The organism is Pseudomonas sp. B6002 (assembly GCF_013385985.1).
Taxonomy (GTDB): domain Bacteria; phylum Pseudomonadota; class Gammaproteobacteria; order Pseudomonadales; family Pseudomonadaceae; genus Aquipseudomonas.
This window is the reverse complement of the sequence record NZ_JACAOY010000004.1, coordinates 102,380-127,858: the sequence shown is the minus strand read 5'-3', so window position 1 is coordinate 127,858 and position 25,479 is coordinate 102,380. Positions and strand designations below refer to the sequence as shown.

Annotated in this window: 25 protein-coding genes; 18 read left to right on the top strand and 7 right to left on the bottom strand. The window is 61.7% G+C overall.

The features are described 5' to 3' along the window. Positions 1-163: 163 nt before the first annotated feature. A complete protein-coding gene (locus tag HX792_RS04150) occupies positions 164-1,582 on the top strand; it encodes an amino acid permease (RefSeq protein ID WP_176994898.1) in 1,419 nt (472 codons plus the stop codon). Here the strand turns inward: HX792_RS04150 and HX792_RS04145 are convergent. The 4 genes from HX792_RS04145 to HX792_RS04130 form a co-directional block, all read right to left on the bottom strand. Continuing rightward, entirely contained in the window at positions 1,574-2,740 is a 1,167-nt protein-coding gene (locus HX792_RS04145) for an OpgC family protein (protein ID WP_176994897.1), read from the bottom strand. The genes HX792_RS04150 and HX792_RS04145 overlap by 9 nt on opposite strands. A 132-nt stretch (positions 2,741-2,872) precedes the next feature. Next, positions 2,873-3,169: a cupin domain-containing protein gene (locus HX792_RS04140; RefSeq protein WP_176994896.1), complete on the bottom strand. Its 297-nt coding sequence runs from the start codon at positions 3,167-3,169 to the stop codon at positions 2,873-2,875. Between the two features lie 64 nt (positions 3,170-3,233). After that, entirely contained in the window at positions 3,234-4,853 is a 1,620-nt protein-coding gene (locus HX792_RS04135) for an FMN-binding glutamate synthase family protein (RefSeq protein WP_176994895.1), read from the bottom strand. A 108-nt stretch (positions 4,854-4,961) separates the two neighbouring features. Next, the gene (locus HX792_RS04130; RefSeq protein ID WP_176994894.1) at positions 4,962-5,726 is read right to left on the bottom strand and encodes a LuxR C-terminal-related transcriptional regulator; all 765 of its coding nucleotides are present in this window, start codon (positions 5,724-5,726) and stop codon (positions 4,962-4,964) included. Positions 5,727-5,819: 93 nt separating this feature from the next. Here HX792_RS04130 and HX792_RS04125 point away from each other — a divergent pair, with 93 nt between their 5' ends. The 6 genes from HX792_RS04125 (at position 5,820) to HX792_RS04100 (ending at position 11,108) form a co-directional block, all read left to right on the top strand. Next, entirely contained in the window at positions 5,820-6,641 is an 822-nt protein-coding gene (locus HX792_RS04125; RefSeq protein WP_176994893.1) for a carbon-nitrogen hydrolase family protein, read from the top strand. 181 nt (positions 6,642-6,822) lie between these two features. Continuing rightward, positions 6,823-8,148: an APC family permease gene (locus tag HX792_RS04120; RefSeq protein WP_176994892.1), complete on the top strand. Its 1,326-nt coding sequence runs from the start codon at positions 6,823-6,825 to the stop codon at positions 8,146-8,148. 100 nt (positions 8,149-8,248) lie between these two features. Further along, positions 8,249-8,521, top strand: a complete 273-nt coding sequence (locus tag HX792_RS04115; protein WP_176994891.1) for a type B 50S ribosomal protein L31 — start codon at positions 8,249-8,251, stop codon at positions 8,519-8,521. A gap of 168 nt (positions 8,522-8,689) precedes the next feature. Continuing rightward, positions 8,690-10,030, top strand: coding sequence for an HD domain-containing phosphohydrolase (locus HX792_RS04110; RefSeq protein ID WP_176994890.1), 1,341 nt, complete (start codon positions 8,690-8,692; stop codon positions 10,028-10,030). Between the two features lie 167 nt (positions 10,031-10,197). Continuing rightward, positions 10,198-10,605, top strand: coding sequence for an NUDIX domain-containing protein (locus HX792_RS04105; RefSeq protein ID WP_176994889.1), 408 nt, complete (start codon positions 10,198-10,200; stop codon positions 10,603-10,605). Next, on the top strand, positions 10,602-11,108 hold the full coding sequence (locus HX792_RS04100) for a GNAT family N-acetyltransferase (RefSeq protein ID WP_176994888.1): 507 nt from the start codon (positions 10,602-10,604) through the stop codon (positions 11,106-11,108). Before HX792_RS04105 ends, HX792_RS04100 begins: the two co-directional genes overlap by 4 nt. A gap of 111 nt (positions 11,109-11,219) precedes the next feature. Here the strand turns inward: HX792_RS04100 and metR are convergent, their stop codons facing one another. Continuing rightward, positions 11,220-12,137, bottom strand: coding sequence for a transcriptional regulator MetR (gene metR / locus HX792_RS04095; protein WP_176994887.1), 918 nt, complete (start codon positions 12,135-12,137; stop codon positions 11,220-11,222). 186 nt (positions 12,138-12,323) lie between these two features. Between metR and HX792_RS04090 the strand changes: the two genes are divergently transcribed. From HX792_RS04090 to HX792_RS04070, 5 genes are all read left to right on the top strand, one after another. Beyond that, the gene (locus tag HX792_RS04090) at positions 12,324-13,343 is read left to right on the top strand and encodes an alpha/beta fold hydrolase (RefSeq protein WP_176994886.1); all 1,020 of its coding nucleotides are present in this window, start codon (positions 12,324-12,326) and stop codon (positions 13,341-13,343) included. 55 nt (positions 13,344-13,398) lie between these two features. Further along, the gene (locus HX792_RS04085) at positions 13,399-14,052 is read left to right on the top strand and encodes a DsbA family oxidoreductase (protein ID WP_176994885.1); all 654 of its coding nucleotides are present in this window, start codon (positions 13,399-13,401) and stop codon (positions 14,050-14,052) included. A gap of 215 nt (positions 14,053-14,267) precedes the next feature. After that, complete coding sequence (locus HX792_RS04080; protein ID WP_176994884.1) at positions 14,268-15,188, top strand: arginase family protein; 921 nt, start codon at positions 14,268-14,270, stop codon at positions 15,186-15,188. After that, positions 15,185-15,565 (top strand): transporter, encoded by a 381-nt coding sequence (locus HX792_RS04075; RefSeq protein WP_176994883.1) that lies wholly within the window; start codon positions 15,185-15,187, stop codon positions 15,563-15,565. The genes HX792_RS04080 and HX792_RS04075 overlap by 4 nt, the downstream gene beginning before the upstream one ends. Beyond that, positions 15,562-15,978, top strand: a complete 417-nt coding sequence (locus tag HX792_RS04070) for an EamA family transporter (RefSeq protein WP_176994882.1) — start codon at positions 15,562-15,564, stop codon at positions 15,976-15,978. Before HX792_RS04075 ends, HX792_RS04070 begins: the two co-directional genes overlap by 4 nt. 139 nt (positions 15,979-16,117) lie before the next feature. Here HX792_RS04070 and HX792_RS04065 read toward each other — a convergent pair whose 3' ends face one another. Both HX792_RS04065 and HX792_RS04060 read right to left on the bottom strand, forming a co-directional pair. Next, entirely contained in the window at positions 16,118-16,990 is an 873-nt protein-coding gene (locus HX792_RS04065; protein WP_176994881.1) for a fatty acid desaturase, read from the bottom strand. 151 nt (positions 16,991-17,141) lie between these two features. Further along, the gene (locus tag HX792_RS04060; protein ID WP_176994880.1) at positions 17,142-17,912 is read right to left on the bottom strand and encodes a MipA/OmpV family protein; all 771 of its coding nucleotides are present in this window, start codon (positions 17,910-17,912) and stop codon (positions 17,142-17,144) included. 230 nt (positions 17,913-18,142) lie between these two features. On the opposite strand from HX792_RS04060, the gene HX792_RS04055 reads away from it, so the two are divergent. From HX792_RS04055 to HX792_RS04030, 6 genes are read left to right on the top strand one after another with little or no spacing between them, the layout of a single operon-like run. After that, positions 18,143-18,856 (top strand): MtnX-like HAD-IB family phosphatase, encoded by a 714-nt coding sequence (locus HX792_RS04055; RefSeq protein ID WP_176994879.1) that lies wholly within the window; start codon positions 18,143-18,145, stop codon positions 18,854-18,856. Continuing rightward, positions 18,849-20,243, top strand: coding sequence for an aspartate aminotransferase family protein (locus HX792_RS04050; RefSeq protein ID WP_176994878.1), 1,395 nt, complete (start codon positions 18,849-18,851; stop codon positions 20,241-20,243). Before HX792_RS04055 ends, HX792_RS04050 begins: the two co-directional genes overlap by 8 nt. Beyond that, positions 20,240-21,106 (top strand): alpha/beta fold hydrolase, encoded by an 867-nt coding sequence (locus HX792_RS04045; RefSeq protein WP_176994877.1) that lies wholly within the window; start codon positions 20,240-20,242, stop codon positions 21,104-21,106. The genes HX792_RS04050 and HX792_RS04045 overlap by 4 nt, the downstream gene beginning before the upstream one ends. Positions 21,107-21,121: 15 nt before the next feature. Further along, positions 21,122-22,246, top strand: a complete 1,125-nt coding sequence (locus tag HX792_RS04040) for a GNAT family N-acetyltransferase (protein ID WP_176994876.1) — start codon at positions 21,122-21,124, stop codon at positions 22,244-22,246. Then, positions 22,246-24,024, top strand: a complete 1,779-nt coding sequence (locus HX792_RS04035) for a HAMP domain-containing sensor histidine kinase (RefSeq protein ID WP_176994875.1) — start codon at positions 22,246-22,248, stop codon at positions 24,022-24,024. Before HX792_RS04040 ends, HX792_RS04035 begins: the two co-directional genes overlap by 1 nt. Next, a complete protein-coding gene (locus tag HX792_RS04030; RefSeq protein ID WP_176994874.1) occupies positions 24,014-25,411 on the top strand; it encodes a sigma-54 dependent transcriptional regulator in 1,398 nt (465 codons plus the stop codon). Before HX792_RS04035 ends, HX792_RS04030 begins: the two co-directional genes overlap by 11 nt. The last annotated feature ends 68 nt before the right edge of the window (positions 25,412-25,479 follow it).

The following is a 25,479-nucleotide window of genomic DNA, read 5'->3' as shown; positions in this document are numbered from 1 at the left end:
AAGACCCTGACCTGGGCTTTTTATACTGCTCGCCCCGCTGATCTTGCCCGGCAAGAAGGGCCTGCCTAAGAGGCGGCCCCGGTTTCGGCAAGGGCACAGGCTTACCGGCCTGCGCCCTGGAAACTCAACGGACAATCCAATAACAAGATGAGGTTGTACCCTTATGCCCGTCGGCAACCCACTGCCCCATGGCGAGACCGCTCAAGGCGGCCCGCTCAAACGCGAACTTGGTGAACGCCATATTCGCCTCATGGCCCTAGGCGCCTGTATCGGTGTCGGCCTGTTCCTCGGTTCGGCCAAGGCTATCGAGATGGCCGGCCCCGCCATCATGCTCTCCTACATCATTGGTGGCCTGGCGATCCTGGTGATCATGCGCGCCCTCGGCGAAATGGCCGTGCACAACCCGGTGGCAGGCTCGTTCAGCCGTTATGCACAAGACTACCTTGGCCCGTTGGCGGGCTTTCTCACCGGCTGGAACTACTGGTTCCTGTGGTTGGTGACCTGTGTGGCCGAGATCACCGCCGTGGCGGTGTACATGGGCGTGTGGTTCCCCGACACGCCGCGCTGGATCTGGGCCCTGGCGGCACTGATCAGCATGGGCACCATCAACCTCATCGCGGTAAAGGCCTTTGGTGAGTTCGAATTCTGGTTCGCGCTGATCAAGATCGTCACCATCATTGCGATGGTCATCGGCGGTGTCGGCATCATTGCGTTCGGCTTTGGCAACGACGGCGTGGCGCTGGGCATTTCCAACCTGTGGAGCCATGGCGGCTTCATGCCCAACGGTGTGCAGGGTGTGTTGATGTCCTTGCAGATGGTGATGTTCGCCTACCTGGGCGTGGAAATGATCGGCCTCACCGCCGGTGAAGCGCGCAACCCGCAGAAGACTATTCCGAGCGCGATTGGCTCGGTGTTCTGGCGCATCCTGTTGTTCTACGTGGGCGCGCTGTTCGTGATCCTGTCGATCTACCCGTGGAATGAAATCGGCACCCAGGGCAGCCCGTTCGTGATGACCTTCGAGCGCCTGGGCATCAAGACCGCCGCAGGCATCATCAACTTCGTGGTGATCACCGCCGCGCTGTCCTCCTGCAACGGCGGCATCTTCAGCACCGGGCGCATGCTGTACAGCCTGGCGCAGAACGGCCAGGCCCCGGCCACCTTCGCCAAGACCTCCAGCAACGGTGTGCCACGCAAGGCGCTGCTGTTGTCGATCTTCGCGCTGCTGCTGGGCGTGTTGCTCAACTACCTGGTGCCGGACCAGGTGTTCGTCTGGGTGACGTCCATTGCCACCTTCGGTGCGATCTGGACCTGGCTGATGATCCTGCTGGCCCAGCTCAAATTCCGCAAAGGCTTGAGCCCGGCCGAGCAGGCAGGGCTCAAGTACCGTATGTGGCTGTACCCGGTCAGTTCCTACCTGGCCCTGGCCTTCCTGGTGCTGGTCGTCGGCCTGATGGCGTACTTCCCGGACACCCGTGTGGCGCTGTATGTGGGTCCGGCGTTCCTGGTGTTGCTGACCGTGTTGTTCTACGTGTTCAAGCTGCAGCCGAACGGCGCGACCTCGGCACAGGTGCGTTCAGCCTGATACGCGGGAAGGCTCGCTGCGCACAGCGGGCCTTCCTCCTGCGCTCGACTTGAGCGACTGGTCCAGGCGCTTGTTGAACTCCAGCCACAGCGCAAGCATCACCATCAAGGCGGCGCCGATCATGGCCGTCAGCAGTTGCATCGCCACGGCATCCCCGGCCAGGGCGTTGACCATATCGGCCAGCGGCGCGAGCACGACGCCCAGGCAAAACACTTCCAACGAATAACGGCCCATACGGCAAACGTGTTGCGCCAACGCGTTTTCGGTCCAGCCTCGGCCCGGTAACAGCTTGGCGGTGACGTAGGCGAGTGCGAGGAAGTGCAGCAGGCGCAAGGGGGACAAGTCGGTCTTGCTGATGGGGTAGATCAGGTCGCTGATCACCGAGGGCATCAGCGCATCGTGGATCTCAGGCCAGCGCCACGACAGGGTCAGCACGCCGGCCATCACGGCGTAAATCGCCGCTGCGACAAACAGCGGCTGGTGACGCAGAGGCCGTGTTTCGACAGGGCGTTCACGCCCGCTGTACAGCGCAGCAGCGCCTCCCAGCACAAACAGGAATTGCCAGGTCACCGGGTTGAAGTACCACACGCCGTCGGCAATTGCCCGCAGGTTCCAGCCCATCCACGGCGCGAGAAAATACATGGTGGCAGAGAGGGCCACCACCAGCCCGGTCTTGCGCATCATCAGCGGCAGTACCAGCGGCAAGCCAGCGAGCAGCACGATGTACAGCGGCAGCGGGTCCATCAGGTTGGGTTTGAAGCGCAACAGCAATTCGTCGGTCAGCGCTTGCTGTGGGTGGGTGACGAAATGCGTCAGGCCCATCTCTTCGACGAGGTCGCGGGTTTCCACGTGGCTGTTGGCGAAGAACACAATGCCCATCAGCATTGCCAACAGGAAGATATGCACCACGTACAGCACCCAGGTGCGGCGCAGGATTTTCAGCGAGGCAATCCAATAGCCATCACGTTGCAGAATCTTGCCGTAAGCCAGGACGGCGGCGTAACCGGCGAGGAACACGAACACCTCCGCCGCATCGCTGAAACCAAAGTTTCGCAGGGTGATCTGGCCGAGGGGGTTGTGGGGGACGTGATCCCAGAAAATGAAGATCAACGCCAGGCCCCGAAAAAAATCGATGCGCGGGTCGCGTCCGTTCAGCATGGCAGCGGGCTCTTGAACAAAAGGTTTAATAAAGACAGGCGAATGCGCGTGTTGTCGTACGCCGCACGTCGGGCGGGCGCAGGTTGGCGGTATTTGTAAGCAATTGCAAAGGCTGGGTATTACTGAATGTCTCTAGACATCGATGATCACCAAAGTGCCATGACTGCCGCTGAGTACGCCATGGGCCGTACCGGCTTGCACGAGGTACATTTGGCCAGCCTCTACTCGGATTTCTGTGTCGCCGATGCTCAAGCGCAAACACCCACTGACCACTAACAGCCCCTCGTTGTAGTCATGGGTCTCTTCGTCGTACGCCTGCTCATCCATGCGCAACACCTTGATGCACGCCGGGCCAACCTGGCCCAGGCGCGTGGATTTCCAGCTGTCAGGCAATTGCTCTGCAATGGCGACGAAGTCCAGTAACGGCATGTGAATCTCCTTGTTTCAACGATGCCGTCGGTGGTCCGGTTCAGCGGTGTGTGAGGCGTGATGCTTACGCGGCAGCAATGTCATTGGGCTCAAAACTGTCCGCCCGCGCCATCTGCCACATGCGCGAATAGAACTCACCGTTCACTTCGCCCGTGAGCAGTTCACCGGGCTTGAGGAACACATGCAACTGCGAGAACAACTTGATCTCGGTCGCCGACATGCGTCGCACCAGGTGCTTGGCCGACAGTTGCGAAGGGTGATCAAGACCGGCAGCGGCGAGCATCTCCGCCAGCGCCTTGAGCGTGCTGCGGTGGAAGTTGAACACGCGCTGGGCCTTGTCGGGCACCACCAGTGCGCGTTGGCGCAGCGGGTCCTGGGTGGCGACGCCGGTCGGGCATTTGTTGGTGTGGCACGACTGGGACTGGATGCAGCCAATGGCAAACATGAAGCCGCGTGCCGAGTTGGCCCAGTCGGCGCCGATGGCCAGGACGCTGGCGATGTCGAACGCGCTGACGATCTTGCCGCTGGCGCCGAGCTTGATCTTGTCGCGCAGGTTCAGGCCCACCAGGGTGTTGTGCACGAACAGCAGGCCTTCACGCAGCGGTACACCGATGTGGTCGGTGAACTCCACCGGCGCGGCGCCGGTGCCGCCTTCCTTGCCGTCGACCACGATGAAGTCCGGAAGGATGCCGGTCTCGAGCATGGCCTTGGCGATGCCCATGAATTCCCACGGGTGGCCCAGGCAGAATTTGAAGCCAACCGGTTTGCCACCGGACAGTTCGCGCAGCTGGGCGATGAAATGCATCATTTCAATCGGCGTGGAAAACGCGCTGTGGCGCGATGGCGAGATGCAGTCTTCGCCCATCAGGATGCCGCGTGTCTCGGCGATTTCCTTGGTGACCTTGTGTTTGGGCAGGATGCCGCCATGGCCGGGTTTGGCGCCCTGGCTCATCTTGATTTCGATCATGCGCACCTGCGGGTCTTGGGCCTGCACGGCGAAGCGCTCCGGGTCGAAACGGCCATCGCTGGTGCGGCAGCCGAAGTAGCCGCTGCCCAGCTCCCAGGTCAGGTCGCCGCCGTTTTCGCGGTGGTAGGGGCTGATGCTGCCTTCGCCGGTGTCATGGGCGAAGTTGCCCAGCTTGGCGCCCTGGTTCAATGCGCGAATCGCGTTGGCGCTCAGCGAGCCGAAGCTCATCGCCGAGATGTTGAACACCGACGCCGAGTAAGGCTGCTTGCACTGCGGGCCGCCGACCATCACGCGAAAGGCGCTGGGGTCGCTCAACGGCGCAGGGCGCATGGAATGGCCGATGAATTCGAAGCCTGACTGGTACACGTCGATCAGGGTGCCGAAGGGTTTGTCGGCGCTTTCATTCTTGGCGCGTGAATACACCAGCGAACGCTGGGCCCGGGAGAAGGGCAGGGCGTCGCTGTCGGATTCGAGCAGGTACTGGCGGATTTCCGGGCGGATGGCCTCCACCAGGTAACGGATATTGCCCAGGATCGGGTAGTTGCGGCGCACCGCGTGGGGGCTTTGCAGCAGGTCGAAGATACCGATCAGGCTGAGGATGCCGGTGACCACGGTGATGGGCCACAGCCATTCATGCTGGATAAAGGGGAGGCTGGCGAGGGTGAAAATGACGCACACGGCAAAGAAGGCGTAACGGCTCAAAAAGGACAGGCTCATACGGTTTTCCTTGGGTTCACTCATCAGGGCCTGTAGGCGCCCGGCTCGCTCGCAATGGCGCCTTTAAGATCGCCATCGCCGGCAAGCCGGCTCCTACGCGGGGCTCAATCAGGCGTTTTGCGCCTGAAGGAAGATCGAGAACAGCTCAGACTGGGATTTGATCCCCAGCTTGCTATACATGTGTTTCTTATGGACTTTCACGGTTTCAACAGAGATTTCCAGCTTACGAGCGATTTCCTTGCTGGAGCAACCGCTGAGCATCAAACGGCCGACATCCAGCTCGCGTGCCGTCAGTTGCGCGCCCCATTCATCGTTCTGTACGGGCGGTTGTGGCGCGCTGACCTGGTTGAGTTCATAGGGCAGGCGCTGGCGCAGCAGGCTCAGTACCCAGGGCTGGATCAACGACAGCAGGGCAATCTGTGCCGGGTCAAAACGCTGCTTCGAACCCAGGGACAGGCACAAGGTACGCCCATCCGGCAGGTGGCAATTGAACTGGATTTCGTCGGCCACCACGTTCAGGCGGAAGTAGCGCTGGTAATACTCGGTGAGTTCGAAGTGCTCCGGCGCCACCTCGGCCAGGCGCAACAGGCCGGTATGGGCGTGCTCGCGGCTGGCGATGTAGAAGGGATCGAGCAGGTACAGCCCGTTGAGGTAATCCTGGAACAGATGGTCGGGCGTGCCGTCCGCGCCCGGGCATTCGGCGAACACCAGCGGCCGGTGTTCGCTGCTGAACAGCAGGGCCACCCAGCTGTCGGACGGCACATACTGGTCGAGCAAGCGCACCAGCTGGGTCCAGAAATTGGCCTGGTCCAGGGCGTCTATCATTTGCCCCACCGAACGGTGCCAGGCGATGTCTTCCAGCGACATGGTCATTGATCTACCCCTATCGGGTTACCCCCGCCGCGTAATTCCCTGGCCGGTTATCGCTGCGCATACTGCGGCACAGATAAAGAACAAGGAATACCCATGAAGGTCGAATTTGCCCAGTTGGCAGGTCGTGATAACGATACAGCTTACAACCTTGAGCGCGCCTTGGCGGCAATTGCAGCCTGCGCCGACGATACCCAACTGATCGTCTTCCCGGAAACCCACCTGACGGGCTTCCCCTCGGCTGAAACCGTCGCCGCTGTTGCCGAGCCGCTGGACGGCCCCACCGTGCAAGCCATTATCCAGGCTGCCGGTGCGCGCGATGTTGCCGTGGTGATCGGCATGATCGAGAACGACGGCGGCCAGTTCTATAACACCACCCTGCTGATCACCCCCGAAGGCATCGCCTTGCGTTATCGCAAGACCCATCTGTGGCCTTTGGAGCGCGGCGTGGTCAGCCCTGGTGATCGCTATGCCACCTGCCTGTGGAAGGGCGTACGCGTCGGCCTGTTGATCTGCTACGACATCGAATTTCCCGAATCCGCCCGCGCATTGGGGCAGTTGGGTGCTCAATTGCTACTGGTCACCAACGGCAACATGGACCCGTACGGCCCCACCCACCGCACCGCGATCATGGCCCGCGCCCAGGAAAACCAGGCGTTTGCGCTGATGGTCAACCGTGTGGAAGACGGCGATGGCGAATTGGTGTTCGCCGGCGGCAGTGCGCTGGTGGACCCGTTCGGCACCTTGCTGTTTGAAGCCGGACGTGAAGAAGGGCAATTCACCGTCGAGCTGGACCTCGACCAACTGGCAGCGGCGCGCAAGGACTACCGCTACCTGGACGACCAGCGCTTGAAATTGCCGGGCGAGGTGATCGAGCGCAGCGACGGGACGCGCGAACTGTTGATCCCCAAAGCCTGACACCACCCTCCTGTAGGAGCCCGGCTTGTCGAGTCGTCGCACCGCGGCGATGGCGGCATTAAGACCGCCATCGCCGGCAAGCCGGGCTCCTACAGGGGGCGCTGCACCCATAAGAATTAATGCACTCGCTTCACCGACTTCAGTTCTGCCATAAATCTAATAATTGCGCGGAGAATCGCTCATGGCTCGTTTGCAACGCACCCTGTCGTTAGGGTCGGTGGTGCTGTTTGGCATCGCCTATATGACGCCGATCATTGTGCTCGGTACGTTCGGTATCCTGGCGCAATCCACGGCGGGCATGGTCCCCGCCGCTTACCTGGCCGCCCTGGTGGCGATGTTCTTCACCGCCATGAGTTACGGGCGCATGGCCTCGGCCTTTCCGGTGGCCGGTTCCGCCTACAGCTACGTGCGCAAGGCCATCAGCCCCAAGCTGGGCTTTATTGCCGGCTGGGCGGTGTTGCTCGACTACCTGTTCCTGCCCATGGCCATCTGGCTGATCGGCGCGGCATACCTGCATTCGGCGTTCCCGGCCGTGCCGCAGTGGGTGTGGGTACTGGCCTTCATCGGCATCACCACCGTGATCAATATCATCGGCCTGAAACTGGCCAACGGCATCAACGCGCTGCTGATGCTCGTGCAGTTCCTGGTGTTGATCGCGTTCGTCGCGCTGTGCATCCACTACATCGGTGGTGATGCGAGCAAGCCACTCTGGACCATCGCCCCGTTCTTCAACGGCCAGATGCAAATGCCCTTGATCATGAGCGGTGCGGCCATCGCCTGCTATTCGTTCCTGGGCTTTGACGCGGTCAGCACCCTCACCGAAGAAACCCGCGACCCGCGCCGCACCATTCCACGGGCGATCATGCTGATTACCTTGATTGGCGGGCTGATTTTTGTCGGCGTGTCGTATTTCGTGCAGGTGGCCCATCCATCGTTTGAATTTGCCGATGTGGATTCGGCGGCGTACGAAATCGCGCGCAATATCGGCGGCGACCTGTTTGTGTCGATCTTCTTGATTGGCCTGATCGTCGGCCAATTCGCCTCGGGGCTATCGGCCCAGGCCAGCGGTTCGCGGCTGTTGTTTGCCATGGGGCGTGACGGCGTGTTGCCCAAGTCGTTCTTCGGCACCTTGCATGCGCGCTTCGGTACGCCGGTCAACAGCATCCTGTTGTGTGCAGTGGTGGCATTGCTGGCGCTGAAGCTGGACGTGACTACCTCCACCTCGTTCATCAACTTCGGTGCGTTCCTGGCGTTCAGCCTGGTGAACCTCTCGGTGATCTTTCACTACTGGATCGGCGCGAAACAGCGCGGCGTGCGTGAGCTGATCCTGTTCCTGGTGTTCCCGGCGATTGGTCTGCTTGCGGATGTGTGGCTGATGGTCAGCCTGGATCATTTGGCGATTTACCTGGGCCTGGTGTGGTTGGCAATTGGCCTGGTTTACCTGGGTTTCCTGACCCGCGGTTTCTCGACACAGCCACCGGAGATGGACTTCCAGGAAGCGGCATAGAAGCGCCGGGTCTATTCTTATTGCAATCGGTTCTCGTTTGGGTGCATGATTTATGTTACTGTGTAACACATATTTTGCACCCAGACGCCCCGGAGGCCTTATGAAAGCTGGTATCCATCCTGACTACCGCACCGTGCTGTTCCACGACACCGCCGCCGACGTGTTTTTCCTGATCGGTTCTACCGCCGACAGTGACCGCACCCACACGCACAGCGACGGCAACACTTACCCGTACATCCCGCTGGACGTGTCCAGCGCCTCGCACCCGATCTACACCGGCCAACAGCGCAAGACCCAGGCCGAAGGCCGGATTGCCGGGTTCAACAAGCGTTTTGCTTCGTTCGGTTCAAGCCCGAAAAAAGCCGACGCGTGAAGGCACCCCGTTTCACCTCGAAGGCCGCTCCGGTTTCTGGAGCGGCTTTTTTTATGCGCTGATATCGTAAGGCCATCACTTTACCAGAAACCGACTAAACTACTCAGTAAACGCCAAGGAGGCAGGTCCCGACCGTAAGGAGCGCACATCGACGATCCGAGGTGTTCCATGGGAGAGTCCGTAACCTTCAGCGATGCCGACCGCGCCGCCGTGCTGTTGATCGACGCCCATCCCGATGTGCTGCACAGCCTCACGCACCTGCTGCGGTTGGAACCCTTCGACCTTCACAGCGCCACCTGCGCTGCCGATGCCCTGGCCATTCTCGCCTGCCAACCCGTCGACCTGGTGATGAGCGCCGCGCGCTTGCCGGATATGGACGGCGCCACATTGCTGGCGCATATCCACCAGCACTACCCCCACACCGTGCGCATCCTGCTCACCGGCGAAACCGACCTGACCCTGATCGTCAAAGCCATCAACGAAGGTGAGATCTACCGCTACCTCAGCAAGCCCTGGAAGGACGAAGAACTGCTGCTGGCCCTGCGCCAATCCCTGGCCCACCAGCATTCGGAGCGTGAACGCCTTCGCCTGGAGCAACTGATCCTTCAACAGAACGAGGCACTCAAGCAGCTCAATGCAACCTTGGAAAAGCGCGTGGCGTCGCGCACCAGCGAGCTGCAACAGACCGCCGACATGCTCGACCTGGCTTACGAAGAGCTCAAGCACAGCTACGCCACCGGCACCGAAGTGTTCTCGCTGCTGGCCAACCTGCGCCTGCCCCGCGCCAAGCAGACCAATCGCCAGATCATCGAACTGGTGCGCACCTGGTGCGTGGCCCACGGCGTGGACGAGGCCAGCAACCGCGACCTGACCATGGCGGCCGCGCTCTACAACATCGGCAAGTTGAGCTGGAGCGACAGCATGATGGCCTCGCCCTCGGACCTGCTGCACAGCAGCGACCGTGAGCGTTATCGCGCCTATGCCGCCCAGAGCGAGTCGCTGCTGATGACCCTGGAACCGATGAAAGACGCTGCACGCCTGATCCGTCATCACCAGGAGCGCTGGGACGGCTCGGGCTTTCCTGACCACCTCAAGGGCGAGGCGATTCCGGCCGGTTCGCGCCTGTTGAAACTGGCGGTGGATTTTATCGAACTGCAAAAAGGCCTGATTCTGGAACGGCAGATGAACAGCGACGAAGCGCTGCTGTACATCCGCAAATACGCCGGGCGGCTGTATGACCCGCTGATGGTCGAGGACTTTGTGCGGGTGTGCGCCACCTACCTCAATGACGTGACCCTGGGCGACCCCAACGTCAAGGTGCTGGGCACCCGTGAGCTGGAGGAGGGCATGATATTGGCGCGCAATCTCAACGCCGATAACGGCATGTTGCTGCTCAATGCCGGCAAAGTCTTGAACCTGCCCCTGGTGGACAAGCTGATCGCCTTCGAAACCATGGAAGGTGCGCGCTACAGCGTGTTCATCAAGGACACCGCCGTAACCACAGGCTGAACACACTCTAAAACTGTGGGAGCTGGCTTGCCTGCGATGGCGGTGTGTCAGTTAAAAAACTGTTTACTGATACTCCCCCATCGCAGGCAAGCCAGCTCCCACATTGGATTGCGGTGCGGCTGTAGGTCATGTGATCCTTGCGCCTTTGTGTTCAAGGTAACCTTTTCATGACTTCTACCATCCGCATCGCCGCCGCCCTTCTGATCGGCAGTGACGGCCAGACCCTGCTGGTGCGCAAGCGCGGCACCCAGGCCTTCATGCAGCCGGGCGGCAAGATCGATGCGGGCGAGCAACCCGCCGAAGCGCTGGCCCGTGAGCTGCACGAAGAGCTGAACCTGCGGATCAATCCTGAAGATGCGCTCTACCTCGGCCACTTCTCGGCCCCGGCCGCCAACGAACCCGGCTTCACCGTACACGCGCAATTGTTCCAGGTACGGATCGACGTACCGGTAACCCCCGCTGCAGAAATCGAAGAAGTGCGCTGGATCGACCCGGCCGGTGACGGCGGCCTGGCGTTGGCGCCGTTGACGCGTGACTTGATCCTGCCGTTCTACCGCGCCTCGCTGCCCGCATGATCATTCGCACCCTGGGGGCGGGCGACGCCGAGGCCTATCGGGCTTTGATGCTTGAAGCGTATGGCGCCTACCCCCAGGCCTTCACCTCCAGCGTGGCCGAGCGTGCGGCGATGCCGTTGAGCTGGTGGGAAAAGCGCGTGAGCAGCCCACTGGACTGTTTGCTCGGCGCGTTTGAAGGCGATGAACTGGCGGGCATTGTCGGCCTGGCCTTCGAGCCCCGGGAAAAAGCGCGGCACAAGGTGACGCTGTTCGGCATGTACGTGACCGAGGCCCATCAACGCAAAGGACTGGGTCGCCAGTTGGTGGAGGCGGCACTCGATGAGGCACGCCGTCACCCGCGCCTCAAGCTGATCCAACTGACCGTCACCGCCGGCAACGACGCCGCCTTTGCGCTGTACCAGCGTTGCGGATTCATCCAGTACGGCCTGGAGCCGCTGGCGGTGCGGGTGGGGGTGGACTACTTCGACAAGATCCACCTGTGGCGCGAATTGAAAGGCCAGTGATTTCCCCTGTGGGAGCTGGCTTGCCTGCGATAGCGGTCTGTCTGATGCACCGCTATCGCAGGCAAGCCAGCTCCCACATTTGATCTCATCGTCTGTGAGGTTGCGCAGGTTTTAGCGTACGGCGCTAACCCCATCCAACGTTGAAAACGACGTGTCCTTGGCCGTCAGCAGGAAGTCGCGCATGTAGGGCGCATCCAGCATGTCGGCACGGATCGCCGCATACAACGTCGCAAACAACCCTTTCTCGCCCAGGCGCTTGGCCTTCACGTAGCCACGCGAGCTGTATTCGTGCAGCGCCCAATGGGGCATGCCACACACCCCACGGCCGCTGGCCACCAGTTGCATCATCATCACCGACAGCTCCGACGTACGCACCTGGGCAGGTTCCACATCGGCGGGTTCGAGGAAGCGCGTGAAGATGTCCAGGCGGTCGCGCTCCACCGGGTAGGTGATCAGGGTTTCGGTCAACAGGTCATCCGGCACGATGTACGCCTTGTGCGCCAGTGGGTGCTGGTTGGCCACCGCCAGCATGGCTTCGTAGGTGAACAACGGCACGTAGGTGATGCCCGGCAGCTCCAGCGGGTCGGAGGTCACCACCAGGTCCAGGTCGCCCCGGGCCAGGGCCGGCAGCGGCGCGAAGGCGAAGCCCGAGGCCAGGTCCAGCTCGACTTCCGGCCAGGCGTCGCGGAACTGGTCGATGGTTGGCATCAGCCACTGGAAGCAACTGTGGCACTCGATGGCCATGTGTAAGCGCCCGGCAGTGCCGCCGGCCAATCGCGCGATATCCCGCTCGGCGCCGCGCAGCAGGGGCAGGGTAGCGTCGGCCAATTGCAGCAGGCGCAAACCGGCGCTGGTGAAACGCAGCGGCTTGGTCTTGCGCACGAACAACGGCATGCCCAAGCGCTCTTCCAGCTCTTTGAACTGGTGGGACAGCGCCGACTGCGTCAGGTGCAAACGCTCGGCGGCTTCCACCAGGCTGTCGGCCTCGCGCAGGGCGTGCAGGGTCTTGAGGTGACGGATCTCGAGCACGGGCTCTCCATGAATACAATTTGTAAAGAATAAGAATGGCGTGAGTTTGTCTCATGTTGGCGCGCCTGTCGACAAAAGGTGACCACTCGGCACTCTTCATCAAACTGTCACGGAAGTGTGGCAGCGCGCTTGAACAAACTTCATCAGACTCGCGCTCTACTGGGGTTCTGCGTTTCGGTGTTTTTCATGCGCGTGTTGTTCTTACTGGCCGCTCTTTTGTTCGGCCTGCCGTCCTTTGCGGCTTCTCGATGTGACGTCAATGTCCCGACCCAAACGGTCGACCTGGAAAAGGTGAGCATCGCCTACCAGAGTATCGGTCGTGCGTCCGATCCTGCGTTGCTGCTGGTGATGGGCTTGGGCGGGCAGTTGATCCATTGGCCGGATGAGGTGGTGGTCGCCCTGTGCCAGCAAGGTTTCCGGGTGATCCGCTACGACAACCGCGATGTCGGCCTGTCCACCTGGCGCCAGGCGCCGGCCAGCGCCAACCTCACCTTTGAAGTGCTGCGCTACAAGCTCGGCCTGCCGGTGGCGGCGCCCTACACGCTGACCGACATGGCCGACGACGCCCTGGGCTTGATGGACGCATTGCGGGTCCAGCAATTCCACGTGCTGGGCGCGAGCATGGGCGGCATGATCGCCCAGCACCTGGCGGCCATGGCACCGCAGCGGGTGGAAAGCCTGACGCTGGTCATGACCAGTTCCGGCGCCGAAGGCCTGCCCGCCCCGAACGCGGCGCTGGTGCAGTTGCTGTCGCGGCGCAGTGCGCCCAATCGCGAAGTGGCGCTGGAGCAACAGGCCGACCTGTTGGCCGCCCTCGGCAGCCCGTATGTGAAAGACGATCGCCAGGCGTTGCTGCACCAGGCGGCGCTGTCCTATGACCGCGCCTTCAACCCCGACGGTGTGAAACGCCAGATCATGGCCATCCTTGCCGAGCCCAGCCGTGTGCCGCTGCTCAACCAATTGCGGGTGCCAACGCTGGTGGTACACGGCACCGCCGACCCGTTGTTGCCGGTGATGCACGGCGTGCACCTGGCCGCGCATATCCAGGGCAGCCAATTGAAATTGATCCCGGGCATGGCCCACCGTTTCCAGGAGGCGTTCAAGGCCCCGCTGCTGACGGCGGTGCTGCCGTATCTCAAAGCCCACCGTGAAGATGCCGCGCACTGGGCGCAGATTGACCTGGGTGAGCCTTCGAAGGTGCTGTGACATTGGTGTATCGTGCGAGGTTTCCGGCGCGTGAATGCCAGCGAGGTTGCCTACCATGAGTACTCCCCTGAAAATCGATTTCGTCAGCGACGTGTCCTGCCCCTGGTGCATCATCGGCCTGCGCGGCCTGACCGAGGCCCTGGACCAACTGGGCGCCGAAGTGCAGGCCGAGATCCATTTCCAGCCGTTCGAGCTGAACCCGAACATGCCTGCCGAGGGGCAGAACATCGTCGAACACATCACCGAGAAATACGGCTCTACGGCCGAGCAGTCCCAGGCCAACCGCGAGCGCATCCGCGACATGGGCGCCGCGTTGGGTTTTGCCTTTCGCACCGATGGCCAGAGCCGCATCTACAACACCTTCGACGCCCACCGCCTGCTGCATTGGGCTGGGCTTGAAGGTTTGCAGTACAACCTCAAGGAAGCGCTGTTCAAGGCGTACTTCAGTGATGGCCAGGACCCGTCCGACCACGCCACACTGGCGATCATTGCCGAAAGCGTCGGCCTGGACCTCAAGCGCGCCGCCGAGATTCTCGCCAGCGATGAATACGCCGCCGAGGTGCGTGAGCAGGAACAGCTGTGGATTTCCCGTGGCGTGAGCTCGGTGCCGACCATCGTGTTCAACGACCAATACGCCGTCAGCGGTGGCCAGCCGGCCGAGGCGTTTGTTGGCGCCATCCGCCAGATCATCAACGAAGCCAAAGCCTAAGGCCGGTCACTGTTCAAAATGTGGGAGCTGGCTTGCCTGCGATAGCGGTGTATCAGTCGGCTCATTTGGCACAGACCCACCGCCATCGCCGGCAAGCCGGCTCCTACAATTGTTGCGCGTTGTTTTCAAAACAGGTGCTGGCCCGTCCCTTGCATTACCCCCTCAAAGCCCATCCGGCAGCCGGATGGGCGCTGTTATTAGGGGGCAACACTGCCTTGAATATTCTTGACCTCGACCACAGCCTTACCGGCCAGGCACCGATTGCCCGGCGTTTGGCCAGCGGCCAGGCCACGCGCCTCGACTTGCTGGACCTGGGCCCGAAACTGCGCCTGTGGTCCACCGAAAAAACCTGGAAGTCCTTCGCCGAGCGCCTGGCCAAACGGCCACGGCCGGTGGATGCACGCCCGGAAATCCTGTTTGTCGGCTCCGGCGATTACCACCACCTCACGCCGGCGTTCCTGGCAGACCTCAAGGAACCCATCAGCCTGATCCATTTCGACAACCACCCTGACTGGGTGCGCTTTGCGCCCAAGCGCCACTGTGGTTCCTGGGTCAACCGTGCGTTGAAAATGCCGGCCGTCAAACGCATCGTCACCCTCGGCCCCTGCAGCGACGACCTGCATAACCCGCAACTGCGTGGCGGCAACCTCGGCGCGCTCAAGCGCGGGCAGTTGCAGCTGTTTCCGTGGCAGCATCCGCCGTCGAAAGTCTGGGGCCGGGTAGGCGATGGCGCCGGCCATCAACAGCAGGAAAACCACCTGCACTGGCGCAACCTGGCCGAGTTGGATTGGACCGCGTTTCTGGAGCAGATGATCAGCAGCCTGCCCACCGAAGCGATCTGGATCACCATCGACAAAGACGTGCTGGCCAGCGAAGACGCCGCCACCAACTGGGACCAGGGCGGCATGCGCCTGACCCATTTGCTGGAGGCCCTGCGGGCCTTGGCGGCGCGCAAGCGCATCATCGGCATCGACGTGTGCGGCGAGTTCGCCACGCCGGCGTTCAGCAACGCGTTCAAGCGCTGGGAAGCCAAGTCCGACCAGCCGCCGCCCGAGCGCTGGAGCCCGGAGGATATTCAGCGCAATGCCGCGACCAATGAAGCCCTGATTGACCTGTTTGAGGAGTTGTTCCCGTGACCTTGCTCGTAGTCATGCTGGTGGCGTTTTCCATCGTGCTCGATGTGATCGGCCAGCTGTGTTTCAAGATCGGCCTGGACCGCCTGCCGGAACTGGAAGGCGGTTTTCGCCTGAATGCGTTCTGGGGCCAAGTGTTCAATGCGCCGTTGCTGTGGGCCGGGATCGGCGCCTATGCCATCGAGTTTTTCGTGTGGCTTGAAGCCTTGTCGCGCGCGCCGTTGAGCCTGTTGTTCCCGGCGGCAGCGCTGGCCTACTGCGGTGTGGTGCTGGCGGGCAAGCTGGTGCTCAAGGAAACCGTCAGCCGGCGTCGCTGGCTGGGCACGCTGGTGATTACTTTTGGTGTGATGTTGGTGGCCATTGCGGGGAGTCAGGCATGAGTTCGCAGAATGTAGCGGCAGAGCGGCCCAGCGGCTGGCTGCACGGGCGCCTGGGTACCGTGGTGCTGTGGGCGTTGCTGATCGGTTTTGAAAGCGCCGGGCAGCTGTTTACCAAGGTGGCCGGTGACCAACTGGGGCAGATGGATTTCAACTGGCAGTGGCTGGCTGACGTGGCGCGCAACCCGGGAATCCTGGCGGCGATCGGCAGTTACATCGGCGCCTTCTTCGTGTGGATGCTGATCCTGCGGCGCAGCAGCCTGTCCCTGGCGTTTCCGCTGAGTTCGCTGGTGTTTGTGGTGGTGCTGCTAGGGTCGTGGCTGGGGCTGGGGGAACACATCAGCCTGCTGCACTGGGTGGGGGTTGCGGTGATTATCGGCGGGATTGCCTTGCTGGCTGAAGGCGAAGAGAACTGAGATCCCTGGCTATGGCGTCCGTGCGGGCCTCATCGCCGGCAAGCCGGCACCTACGACCACCCCTTGTAGGAGCTGGCTTGCCAGCGATGGGGCCCTTGAGGACGCCATCGCCGGCAAGCCGGGCTCCTACAAATTAGGGTCAGCCCTGGGATTTGCGGTGTGCCACCAGGAAGCCTAAGCCATGGGACACCGGAAGCGCCTTGACCCCCGCCTCACGCTGCTGCTCGGCAATCTCCCGATGAAACGCCTTCACCTTGGTCCAGTGCATCTTCGGCCGGTAGTGGTGCTCGGCGTGGTAGCCGTTATTCATCCAGATCAGGTTGTACAACACGCTGTAGGAACTCACGCCCCAGGCAATCGGCAGGTCCGGGTTGCCACCGAAGTGCTCGTAGTAGCCATTGAGCGATGACAGGCATTGGCCCAGGTACCAGAACGGCAATAGCCACAGCACCGCCTGCCAGTTGTAGAACGCCAGGGCGATGTAGAACGCCACCGTCACGCAGATCTCCACCTTGACCCAACGAGCGTCAGCCGGGCGCTTGCGCTTCATTTCGTCGTAGAACGGCTTGGGATCGTCGCGGAAAAAACTGAGGAACGTGTAGGCCCACGGGTTTTCCGGCTGGCCGTCTTTGCCGCGTTGGTAGATCGACAGCGGGTCGATGGTTTGCCCGTCCGGGCCCGGCAGGTCGGCGTTGCCACGGTGGTGGCGGTTGTGGATATCGCGGTAGAGCGTCTGGGAAAACCCGATGGTCACGGACAGCAGCAGGTCGAACGCACGGTTCATGGCGCGATGGGTGAAGTAGGCGTTGTGGATCTGGTTGTGGGAGATGCTGTTGATGCTCCACGACAGGCTAACCGCGTATACCAGCGCCAAGGGCACCAAGGCCCACCAGCTCAAGCTATGAAACGCGGCAACCAGCCAGATGACAAAAGCGAAATGCGCCAGGCCCATGGCGATAGGGACCAGGTCCCACAGCGAATGGTGCAACAGGCGGTAAGCGGGGCGAGCCATGAAGAACGTCCTGAACAGTGGATTCCAGGGCGTTACTGCAAGGCTTAGACCAACTTCGTCGGCACTCACGAAACCCAACTGTAGGAGCCGGCTTGCCGGCGATGGCGTTTTTAAGGGCCTCATCGCCGGCAAGCCGGCTCCTACAGGGGGATCAGTCGAATTTGTAGCTGATGGCGGTCTGCACTTGGCCCTGATTCACTTCGCCGGTCTGGCGCACGATGCTGCTGTCTGCCGCCGAGCCCACCAGGTGTACCCAGCTGGCGCTGGTCAGCAGCGACCACTTCGCCGCCAGGGGGAACTCGAAGCTCTGGGTAAACGTCAGGTTCTGGAAGCCGCCGCTGGCGTTGTAGGGCTTGAAGCCCGAGGCCGCGGCTTCGTTGTCATCCACGCCGAAAAACGTGTTGGTCTGGCGGTCGTCGGCGAAATGCGCCATCAGGCCGCTGCTGCCAATGATCCCGCCGCCCAGCGGGTAACCCAGCTCGCCACCAACCTTGCCGAGCACGCCGCCCTGGTCGTGGCCACCGCCCACGGCCCGGCCCAGCTGGGCGTAGACCCGCCAGAACTCGGCCGGCGCGTACTGCACGAACCCGCCCACCTCGGCCATGCTCGAGACATCCCGCAGGCCGGCGAGCGCACCGTTGGCCGTGCGGCCCGAAATGTAATTGACGTAAGGCCCGGCGCTGAACCCGTTGGTATTCAGGGCGCTCCAGGTCAAGCCATCGTCGGTCCCGAGGCTGACATTGCCCCAGTCCAGATCGAAGTAGGGAATAGGGGTGATCTGATAGCGGCTGCCTGTGGGTTCGCGGGGCTGATAGCTGACGCCTGCGCCCACTTCACCGGTAATGCCCTCAGCCTGGGCGGCGTTTGAAAAGCCCCACAAGCCAAGCAAACCGGCGAATGCAGCACATGTGATCCTGAACATGGTCACGGTTCCTTGATTGATTACGTGCGCATGAACGCGCGAAGGGCATCCCTGGCGCAAGCACTCATCTTGTTTGTAGCAAGCTACAAAAATTGTAGCTTGGGCGACACATATCACCACCGTGACACGGCAAACCCCCAGCCCCGCTGGCTTTCGGCCAGTTGGCACGCTCCCTGCTCTACCGGTTGGGCAAGCGCATGCAGCGCGCTCCACCTTCAAGGTAAACGCAGATGATCCACTGGCATATCGTGTGTGACTTCGACGGGACCATTACCCCCACCGATGTCATCGACAACGTCCTCCAACGCTTCGCCGGCCCCGAATGGGAAACCATCGAACAGGAATGGCTGGATGGGCATATCGGTTCCCGCGAATGCCTGAGCCGTCAACTGGCGCTGATCAAGGCCACACCTGCCGAACTGCTGGCGTACTTCGACAGCGTCGAGATCGACCCGGACTTCCCGGACTTCGTCGACCACGTCATGGGCCTGGGCGCGACCATCGAAGTGGTCAGCGACGGCATCGAACAAGGCATCGCACGCATCCTGTCGCGCAACTACGTGACCTTGCTGCCGATCCTCGCCAATCGCTTGCGTCAGGTCGACCAGAACAGCTGGCGCATCGACTTCCCGTACTCCAGCGATGCCTGCCGTGCCGCGTCCGGCAACTGCAAGTGCAAATCCACCCCGCGCAACAAGCGCGTGCTGGTGATCGGCGACGGCAAGTCCGACATGTGCGTGGCCTCCACCGCCGATTTCGTCTTCGCCAAAGGCAGCCTGGCTGACTACTGCGAGACCCACAACATCCCTTACGCGCGCTTCGACACCTTTGCCGAAGTGCCCGCGCTGCTGGCCAAGTTGCCTCTGGGCATCGCCGCCAACGCCACCACCTTCACTGCTACTGACCTCTCTGTTGAAAATCAGGAACTCTTCCACCATGTCTGATATCCGTATCGCTACCGCCGAAGACCAGATTCTTCTGGATAAAGAAGCTAAATATTGCTCGTACGGCGACACCGTTCACTATATCGAGCCACCGCGTATTTTCAGCCGTTGCGAAGGCTCCTACGTGTGGGACACCGAAGACCAGGCGTACCTCGATCTGCAAATGTGGTACTCGGCCGTTAACTTCGGCTACGCCAACCCACGCCTGAACAACGCGCTGAAACAGCAGATCGACACCCTGCCGCAAATCGCCAGCCAGTACCTGCACAAAGGCAAGATCGAGCTGTCGGAAATGATCGCAGTCGACGCCAAGAAGAAGTTCGGCCTCGACGGTCGCGTGCACTTCAACGTCGGCGGTTCGCAGTCCATCGAAGACTCCCTGAAGGTCGTGCGTAACGCCACCAACGGCAAGAGCCTGATGTTCGCCTTCGAAGGCGGCTACCACGGCCGTACCCTCGGCGCGTCGTCGATCACCTCCAGCTACCGCTACCGTCGTCGCTACGGCCACTTCGGCGAGCGTGCGCAGTTCATCCCGTTCCCGTACCACTTCCGCGGCCCTAAAGGCATGACCAAGGAAGAGTACGGCAGCCACTGCGTGCAGCAATTCGCCCGTCTGTTCGAGACGGAATACAACGGTGTGTGGGACCCGAAAGTCGGTTCCAGCGAATACGCAGCGTTCTACGTCGAGCCGATCCAGGGCACCGGCGGCTACGTGATCCCGCCGATGAACTTTTACCGCGAACTCAAGCAAGTGCTGGATCAGCACGGCATCCTGATGGTGTCCGACGAAATCCAGATGGGCTTCTACCGTACCGGCAAACTGTGGTCGATCGAACACTTCGACGTACAACCGGACGTGATCGTCTTCGGTAAAGCACTGACCAACGGCCTGAACCCACTGGGCGGTATCTGGGCCCGTGAAGAGCTGATCAACCCGAAGATCTTCCCGCCAGGTTCCACCCACTCCACCTTCGCCTCCAACCCACTGGGGACGGCGGTAGGCCTGGAAATGTTCAAGATGACCAACGAAGTCGACTACGGCGCGATGGTCATGGCCAAGGGCAAATACTTCCTGGAAGGCCTGCAAGACCTGCAGAAACGTTTCCCGATCATCGGCGACGTCGACGGCCTGGGCCTGGCCCTGCGCTGCGAAATCTGCGGCCCCGACGGCTTCACGCCAGACAAGGCGACCCTGGACTACATGGTCGAAGAAGGCATGAAGGGCGACATGGTGGTTGATGGCCAGAAACTCGGCCTGATCCTCGACGTCGGCGGTTACTACAAAAACGTGATCACCCTGGCACCGTCCCTGGAAATCAGCTACCCGGAAATCGACCTGGGCCTGAAACTCCTGGAGCAACTGCTGGTACGGGCAACCAAACGGTGAACAGCCTCGAGATCGACCTCGGTGAAGGTGATGCCGGCTTCGTTCTCGGTGAAGGTCCGGTCGGGATCCTGTTGATCCACGGCCTGACCGGCACCCCGACGGAATTGCGCCAGGTCGCCAAGGGCCTGGCCAAGGCGGGTAATTGCACGGTGTACGTGCCGACGCTGGCCGGGCATTGCGGGGGCAACAGCGACCTGCAGGCCACCGGCTGGCTGGACTGGTACGAAGGTGTGCGCAAGACCTTCGCACAGGTCAAGCAGCGCCACGAGCAGGTGTTCGTCGGTGGCTTGTCCATGGGTGCGGTGATGTCGATGTATGTGGCCGCCGAGCACCCCGGGCAGGTTGCCGGGTTGCTGATGTATTCCACCACCTTGAAGTACGACGGCTGGAGCATTCACAAGCTGGCGTTCCTGACGCCATTGCTGATGAAGATCCCGTTCGGCGTGCACATCTGCCGCTTCGAAGAGAAGCCGCCGTATGGCATCAAGAACGAGCGCCTGCGGGCGATCGTCGAACGACAGATGAAGGAAGGGCACAGCAGCGAGGCGGGCTTGTTGACCATGGAAGGCATCACGGTGCGCGAGTTGCACCGGATGAACGCCGTGGTCAAGAAGCGCATGCCCGAGGTCAAGGTACCGGCCCTGGTGTTGCACTCCATCGAAGATGACATCACCAGCCGCTGGAACGCCGATTACGTGGAACGCCACCTCGGCGGCCCCGTGACCAAGATCCTGCTGGACAACTGCTACCACATGATCACCGTCGACCTGCAATACCGCCGTGTGATCGAGTTGAGTGCCGAGTTCGTCGAGCAGCACACCCATGCCATCGAGGCGCCCGAAGATTATCGACAGCGGGCGTAAGCCTAAGGAACAGACGTGATTACCGCCCAAGCCTTCCCGACCATCCGGGCTATCCAGCGCAGTGCCTGGAATGACTGTTTTCCCGGTGCCCTGGAGGACTGGGACTATTACGTGGCCGTGGAAAACGCCGCGATCGATGATTTTCAGTGGCGTTACCTGGCTGTTTACGACGATGGAGTGCTGGTGGCTGTCGCCGCCGCCTTCATCACTCATTATCGACTCGACACCACGGTGTCGGGTGCCGGCAAGCGCTTGACCGAGCGCCTGGAGCGACTGTGGCCGGGTGTTTTGCAGTTGGGTTTGTACGCCATCGGTTCGCCGGTGGCCGAGCGTTGCGACGCGGGGGTGGCCAGCCATGTCCCGAGCGAACGCCGCCCATTGCTGCTTAAGCATTTGCTGCAGGCTGCGCGCCAGGATGCCGACGAGTTCGGCATCGGCCTGGTGGCGGTCAAGGATGCACCGACCAAAGACCCGGACTGGGCAGACAGCTGCCGCGCCGCAGGCTTTCAAAGCATGCCGAGCCTGCCCACCGGGCTGTTGCCTCTGCCCTACGGGTCGGTGGACGCCTACCTGGGGTCGCTGGGCAAATCCACCCGCAAGGACCTGCGCCGCAAGCTGCGTGCGCCGGGCCCGCGTGTGGAATGGCGGCGTAACATCGACGACGTGTTGCCCGAGATCATGCGCCTCTACGAAGCCACCCTGACGCGCTCCGATTTGCAGTTCGAACGCTTGCCCGCCGGCTACTTCACCGGCGTGCTCGAACGCCTTGATGAGCGCGCGGTCTGTGTACTTTACTGGGTGGATGACAGCCTGGTGGCGTTCAACCTGGTGCTGGTGGATGAGCACCGTTTGATCGACAAGTTCTTCGGGCACGACGTGGAGTTCACCCGTGAGTACAACCTGTACTTCCGCAGCTGGCTGACCAACGTCGACTACTGTATCCAGAACAATATCGCGTTGTACGAGTGCGGGCAGGCGGGCTATGCCAGTAAGCTGCGCCTGGGGTGCGAGTTCCAGGGCAACAGCATGTTCTTCCGCCACCGCAATCGGTTGGTCAATGGGCTGCTCAAAGTAGTGAAAATGTTTTTCCGACCGGATCGTTCCGACCCTGCCATGGCTGCTGCGATAAGCGAAACCTGATGATCACCAAGACCCGCCAGAAAGCTCGCCCCTTTGCCATCTCGCGCTGGAGCGTCCAGCGCAAGCTGGTGCTGGCGTTCTGGCTGGTCAGCGTTATTCCCACCATGATCGCGGCCGAGCTGGCCGCTACCACGTTGTCGCAGATTTTCGACAGCAACGTGCGGATCTGGCTGCAAGAGTCGACCAAGATCGTCAAGGACGAGATCGGCGACATCCTTCATGACAACGCGCGCATGGCCAAGCTGTTCCTGCGCTACACCAGCCCGCCCTCGTCCAAACAGGCTGCCCGGCATGATCGGCTCACCGCCGACATTGCCGATGCCACGGACATCGATGTGGTGGCGCTGATTCGCGTCAGCGACCATAAGGTGGTGTTCAGCACCGCCGCCGATGACATCGTCAAGCAGATTAACCTGACCAGCAACGCGGTGTTGCAGACGGTGCAAGTGGCCGGCGTCAGTACGGGGTTGGTGGTCTCGACCTTCGAGACCAATCGCGATGGAGAGGATTACCTGCTGCTGGTCGCCACTTACCTGGACAGCAGTTTCCTCACCAGCGTGGCCGATGTGCACTCCCTGGACCTGCGTCTCTACCTGGCCAACCCCACGGGGTTTTCCGAGATTTTCTCAACCCAGCGCTTCGAAGATCACCCCTCGCGCATCCCCAAGGGTGTTGAAGCGGCGTTGCGCAGCACCAAGCAGCCCAGCGAGCAATTCACCAGCAAGTACAGTGGGTTGTACTGGCCGATCTTCAACGATACCGGCGAACTGCAAGGCGTGATTTTCAGTGGTTTGCTGCGCCATACCAGCCTGGTGGGGCTGGTGAACCAGAGCAACTTGTTCGTATTGATCTTCCTGCTTAGCTCGGCGCTGTCCCTGGCGGCGGGGGTGCTGGTATCGCGGCGCCTGACCAAGCCTTTGCGGGATTTGTCCCAGGGCGTGAATGCGGTGATCTCGGGCAACTATGAGCACCGCGTACTGGTGAGCGGCGGCGATGAGCTGGCGCAGTTGAGCAGCACGTTCAATCACATGACCGAGCGTCTGGGCGAGTTGCATCACCTGGAAGCCCAGCTGCGCCGACGTGACCGCCTGCACGCCTTGGGCGAGGTCGCCATGGGCCTGGCCCATGAGATCCGCAACCCGCTGGGCATCATCAAGACCGCCACGCAACTGCTGCACCGGCGTGCCGACCTGGCGGAAACCGACAAGCGCCATCTGGAATACGTGATCAGCGAAGTCAGCCGCATCAACGACCTGATCACCGAGTTCCTCGATTTCGCCAAGCCCAACCCACCGTTGCGCACGCTGCAGGCGGCGCGCCCGGTGGTGGAAGAGATCCTCGGCTTCTGCGGCCCGGAGCTGTCTACCCATAACATCGATGCACAGATCGATGACCAGGCGCCCGGCGCGACGATCTACGCCGACGCCAAGCAGCTCAAGCAGGCCTGCCTCAACCTGATCCTCAATGCCATCGACGCCATGCCTGAAGGCGGTCGCCTGACCCTGGGCATCCGCAGCGAGGACGACAACACGATCATCAGCATTGCCGACACCGGCCAAGGTATCCCGGCGGACATGATCGAGCGCATCTTCACACCGTTTGTCACCACCAAGGCCTCGGGCACTGGCCTGGGCCTGGCCAAAGTCTATTCGATCATGGAAAGTCACGACGGCAGCATCGAATGTGCCAGTGAGAAAGATGCCGGCGCCACGTTCAGCCTGTACATTCCGGCTAACGGCGAAGACGACGGGGATGATGAGGAAGGTCATGACGCATAACGTATTGGTGGTCGACGACGAACCCAAGCTGTGTGACTTGTTGTCGTCGGCCCTGAGCCAGAGCGGCATCCAGGTGTTCACCGCAGGCAACGGCCTGCATGCGCTCAAGGTGCTGGAACAGGAAGACATCGACCTGGTGATCAGTGACTGGCGCATGCCGGGCATGGACGGGCCGGCGCTGCTGGCCGAGATCAAAGTGCGCTACCCGCACTTGCCGGTGATTGTGATGACCGCCTACAGCACGGTGAAAAACGCCGTGCAATCGATGCGCAACGGCGCGTATGACTACATCGCCAAGCCGTTCGACATCGATGAGCTGGACATCACCGTGGCCAAGGCCCTGCAGTTTCGCGACATCATGCGCGACAACGCCCGCCTGCGCGCCGAGTTGGATGAACATGCCCAGTTCGACAGTCTGGTGGGCGACAGCCCGGCGTTTCGCAAAGTGCTGCAGGCGGTGGATTCGGTACGCGACAGCACCGCGACTATCCTGCTGACCGGCGAAAGCGGCACCGGCAAGGAAATGGTCGCCCGTGCCATCCACAAGCACGGCAGCCGCGCCGACAAACCCTTTGTGGCGGTCAACTGCGCCGCGATCCCGGAAGGCCTGCTGGAAAGCGAAATGTTCGGCCACCGCAAAGGCGCGTTCACCGGCGCCGTGGCGGACCGGGTAGGGCGCTTCATGCAGGCTGACAAGGGCACGCTGTTTCTCGACGAGGTGGGCGACATGCCCCTGGCGTTGCAGGCCAAGATCCTGCGTGCGCTGCAAGAGCGGGTGATCGAACCGGTGGGCGACCCGCGTGAACGCAAGGTCGATGTGCGGGTGATTGCTGCCACCAACAAGAACCTGCTGGACGCGGTCGCCAATAAGGAATTTCGCGAAGACCTGTATTACCGCCTCAACGTGTTCCCGATCCCGCTGCCGGCCCTGCGCGAGCGCGTGGAAGACATCGCGCCCCTGGCCCGGCACTTCGCCCAGACCCTGAGCGCCACGGCCGGTAAGCGTATCACCGGCTTCAGTGCCGAGGCGTTGCAGGCGATGGCGGCCTACAGCTGGCCGGGCAATATCCGTGAGCTGCAGAACTGTGTAGAACGCGCGACCATTGTGGCGGCATCGCCGGTGATCGAGGACATCGACTTGCCGGGTTATCTGTTCGCTTCCAAGCCGAGCGAAGGCGGGGTGGCGACGATCCTCAGTGACGGCCCGGGGATTCCCCAGGACCTGGACGCGGCGCTGGCCGAGGTGGAAAAGGCTTACATCCTGGCGGCCCTGCAAGAGAGCAATGGGGTGCAGGCGGCGGCAGCGGCGAAGATCGGGATATCGGAGCGCAGCTTCTGGTATCGCCTGAAGAAGCTGGGCATCCAGGTCGACAAGATCGTCCGCTGATTTTCTATCCGCCACCGATCCGAATGTGGGAGCTGGCTTGCCTGCGATAGCGGTGTATCAGGCAGCGC

What these genes read in the sequence shown, in the direction of transcription:
- HX792_RS04150 (WP_176994898.1), top strand. Translation starts at nt 164, where the DNA reads ATGCCCGTCGGCAACCCACTGCCCCATGGCGAGACCGCTCAAGGCGGC.
- HX792_RS04145 (WP_176994897.1), bottom strand. Translation starts at nt 2,740, where the DNA reads ATGCTGAACGGACGCGACCCGCGCATCGATTTTTTTCGGGGCCTGGCG.
- HX792_RS04140 (WP_176994896.1), bottom strand. Translation starts at nt 3,169, where the DNA reads ATGCCGTTACTGGACTTCGTCGCCATTGCAGAGCAATTGCCTGACAGC.
- HX792_RS04135 (WP_176994895.1), bottom strand. Translation starts at nt 4,853, where the DNA reads ATGAGCCTGTCCTTTTTGAGCCGTTACGCCTTCTTTGCCGTGTGCGTC.
- HX792_RS04130 (WP_176994894.1), bottom strand. Translation starts at nt 5,726, where the DNA reads ATGACCATGTCGCTGGAAGACATCGCCTGGCACCGTTCGGTGGGGCAA.
- HX792_RS04125 (WP_176994893.1), top strand. Translation starts at nt 5,820, where the DNA reads ATGAAGGTCGAATTTGCCCAGTTGGCAGGTCGTGATAACGATACAGCT.
- HX792_RS04120 (WP_176994892.1), top strand. Translation starts at nt 6,823, where the DNA reads ATGGCTCGTTTGCAACGCACCCTGTCGTTAGGGTCGGTGGTGCTGTTT.
- HX792_RS04115 (WP_176994891.1), top strand. Translation starts at nt 8,249, where the DNA reads ATGAAAGCTGGTATCCATCCTGACTACCGCACCGTGCTGTTCCACGAC.
- HX792_RS04110 (WP_176994890.1), top strand. Translation starts at nt 8,690, where the DNA reads ATGGGAGAGTCCGTAACCTTCAGCGATGCCGACCGCGCCGCCGTGCTG.
- HX792_RS04105 (WP_176994889.1), top strand. Translation starts at nt 10,198, where the DNA reads ATGACTTCTACCATCCGCATCGCCGCCGCCCTTCTGATCGGCAGTGAC.
- HX792_RS04100 (WP_176994888.1), top strand. Translation starts at nt 10,602, where the DNA reads ATGATCATTCGCACCCTGGGGGCGGGCGACGCCGAGGCCTATCGGGCT.
- HX792_RS04090 (WP_176994886.1), top strand. Translation starts at nt 12,324, where the DNA reads ATGCGCGTGTTGTTCTTACTGGCCGCTCTTTTGTTCGGCCTGCCGTCC.
- HX792_RS04085 (WP_176994885.1), top strand. Translation starts at nt 13,399, where the DNA reads ATGAGTACTCCCCTGAAAATCGATTTCGTCAGCGACGTGTCCTGCCCC.
- HX792_RS04070 (WP_176994882.1), top strand. Translation starts at nt 15,562, where the DNA reads ATGAGTTCGCAGAATGTAGCGGCAGAGCGGCCCAGCGGCTGGCTGCAC.
- HX792_RS04065 (WP_176994881.1), bottom strand. Translation starts at nt 16,990, where the DNA reads ATGGCTCGCCCCGCTTACCGCCTGTTGCACCATTCGCTGTGGGACCTG.
- HX792_RS04060 (WP_176994880.1), bottom strand. Translation starts at nt 17,912, where the DNA reads ATGTTCAGGATCACATGTGCTGCATTCGCCGGTTTGCTTGGCTTGTGG.
- HX792_RS04055 (WP_176994879.1), top strand. Translation starts at nt 18,143, where the DNA reads ATGATCCACTGGCATATCGTGTGTGACTTCGACGGGACCATTACCCCC.
- HX792_RS04050 (WP_176994878.1), top strand. Translation starts at nt 18,849, where the DNA reads ATGTCTGATATCCGTATCGCTACCGCCGAAGACCAGATTCTTCTGGAT.
- HX792_RS04035 (WP_176994875.1), top strand. Translation starts at nt 22,246, where the DNA reads ATGATCACCAAGACCCGCCAGAAAGCTCGCCCCTTTGCCATCTCGCGC.
- HX792_RS04030 (WP_176994874.1), top strand. Translation starts at nt 24,014, where the DNA reads ATGACGCATAACGTATTGGTGGTCGACGACGAACCCAAGCTGTGTGAC.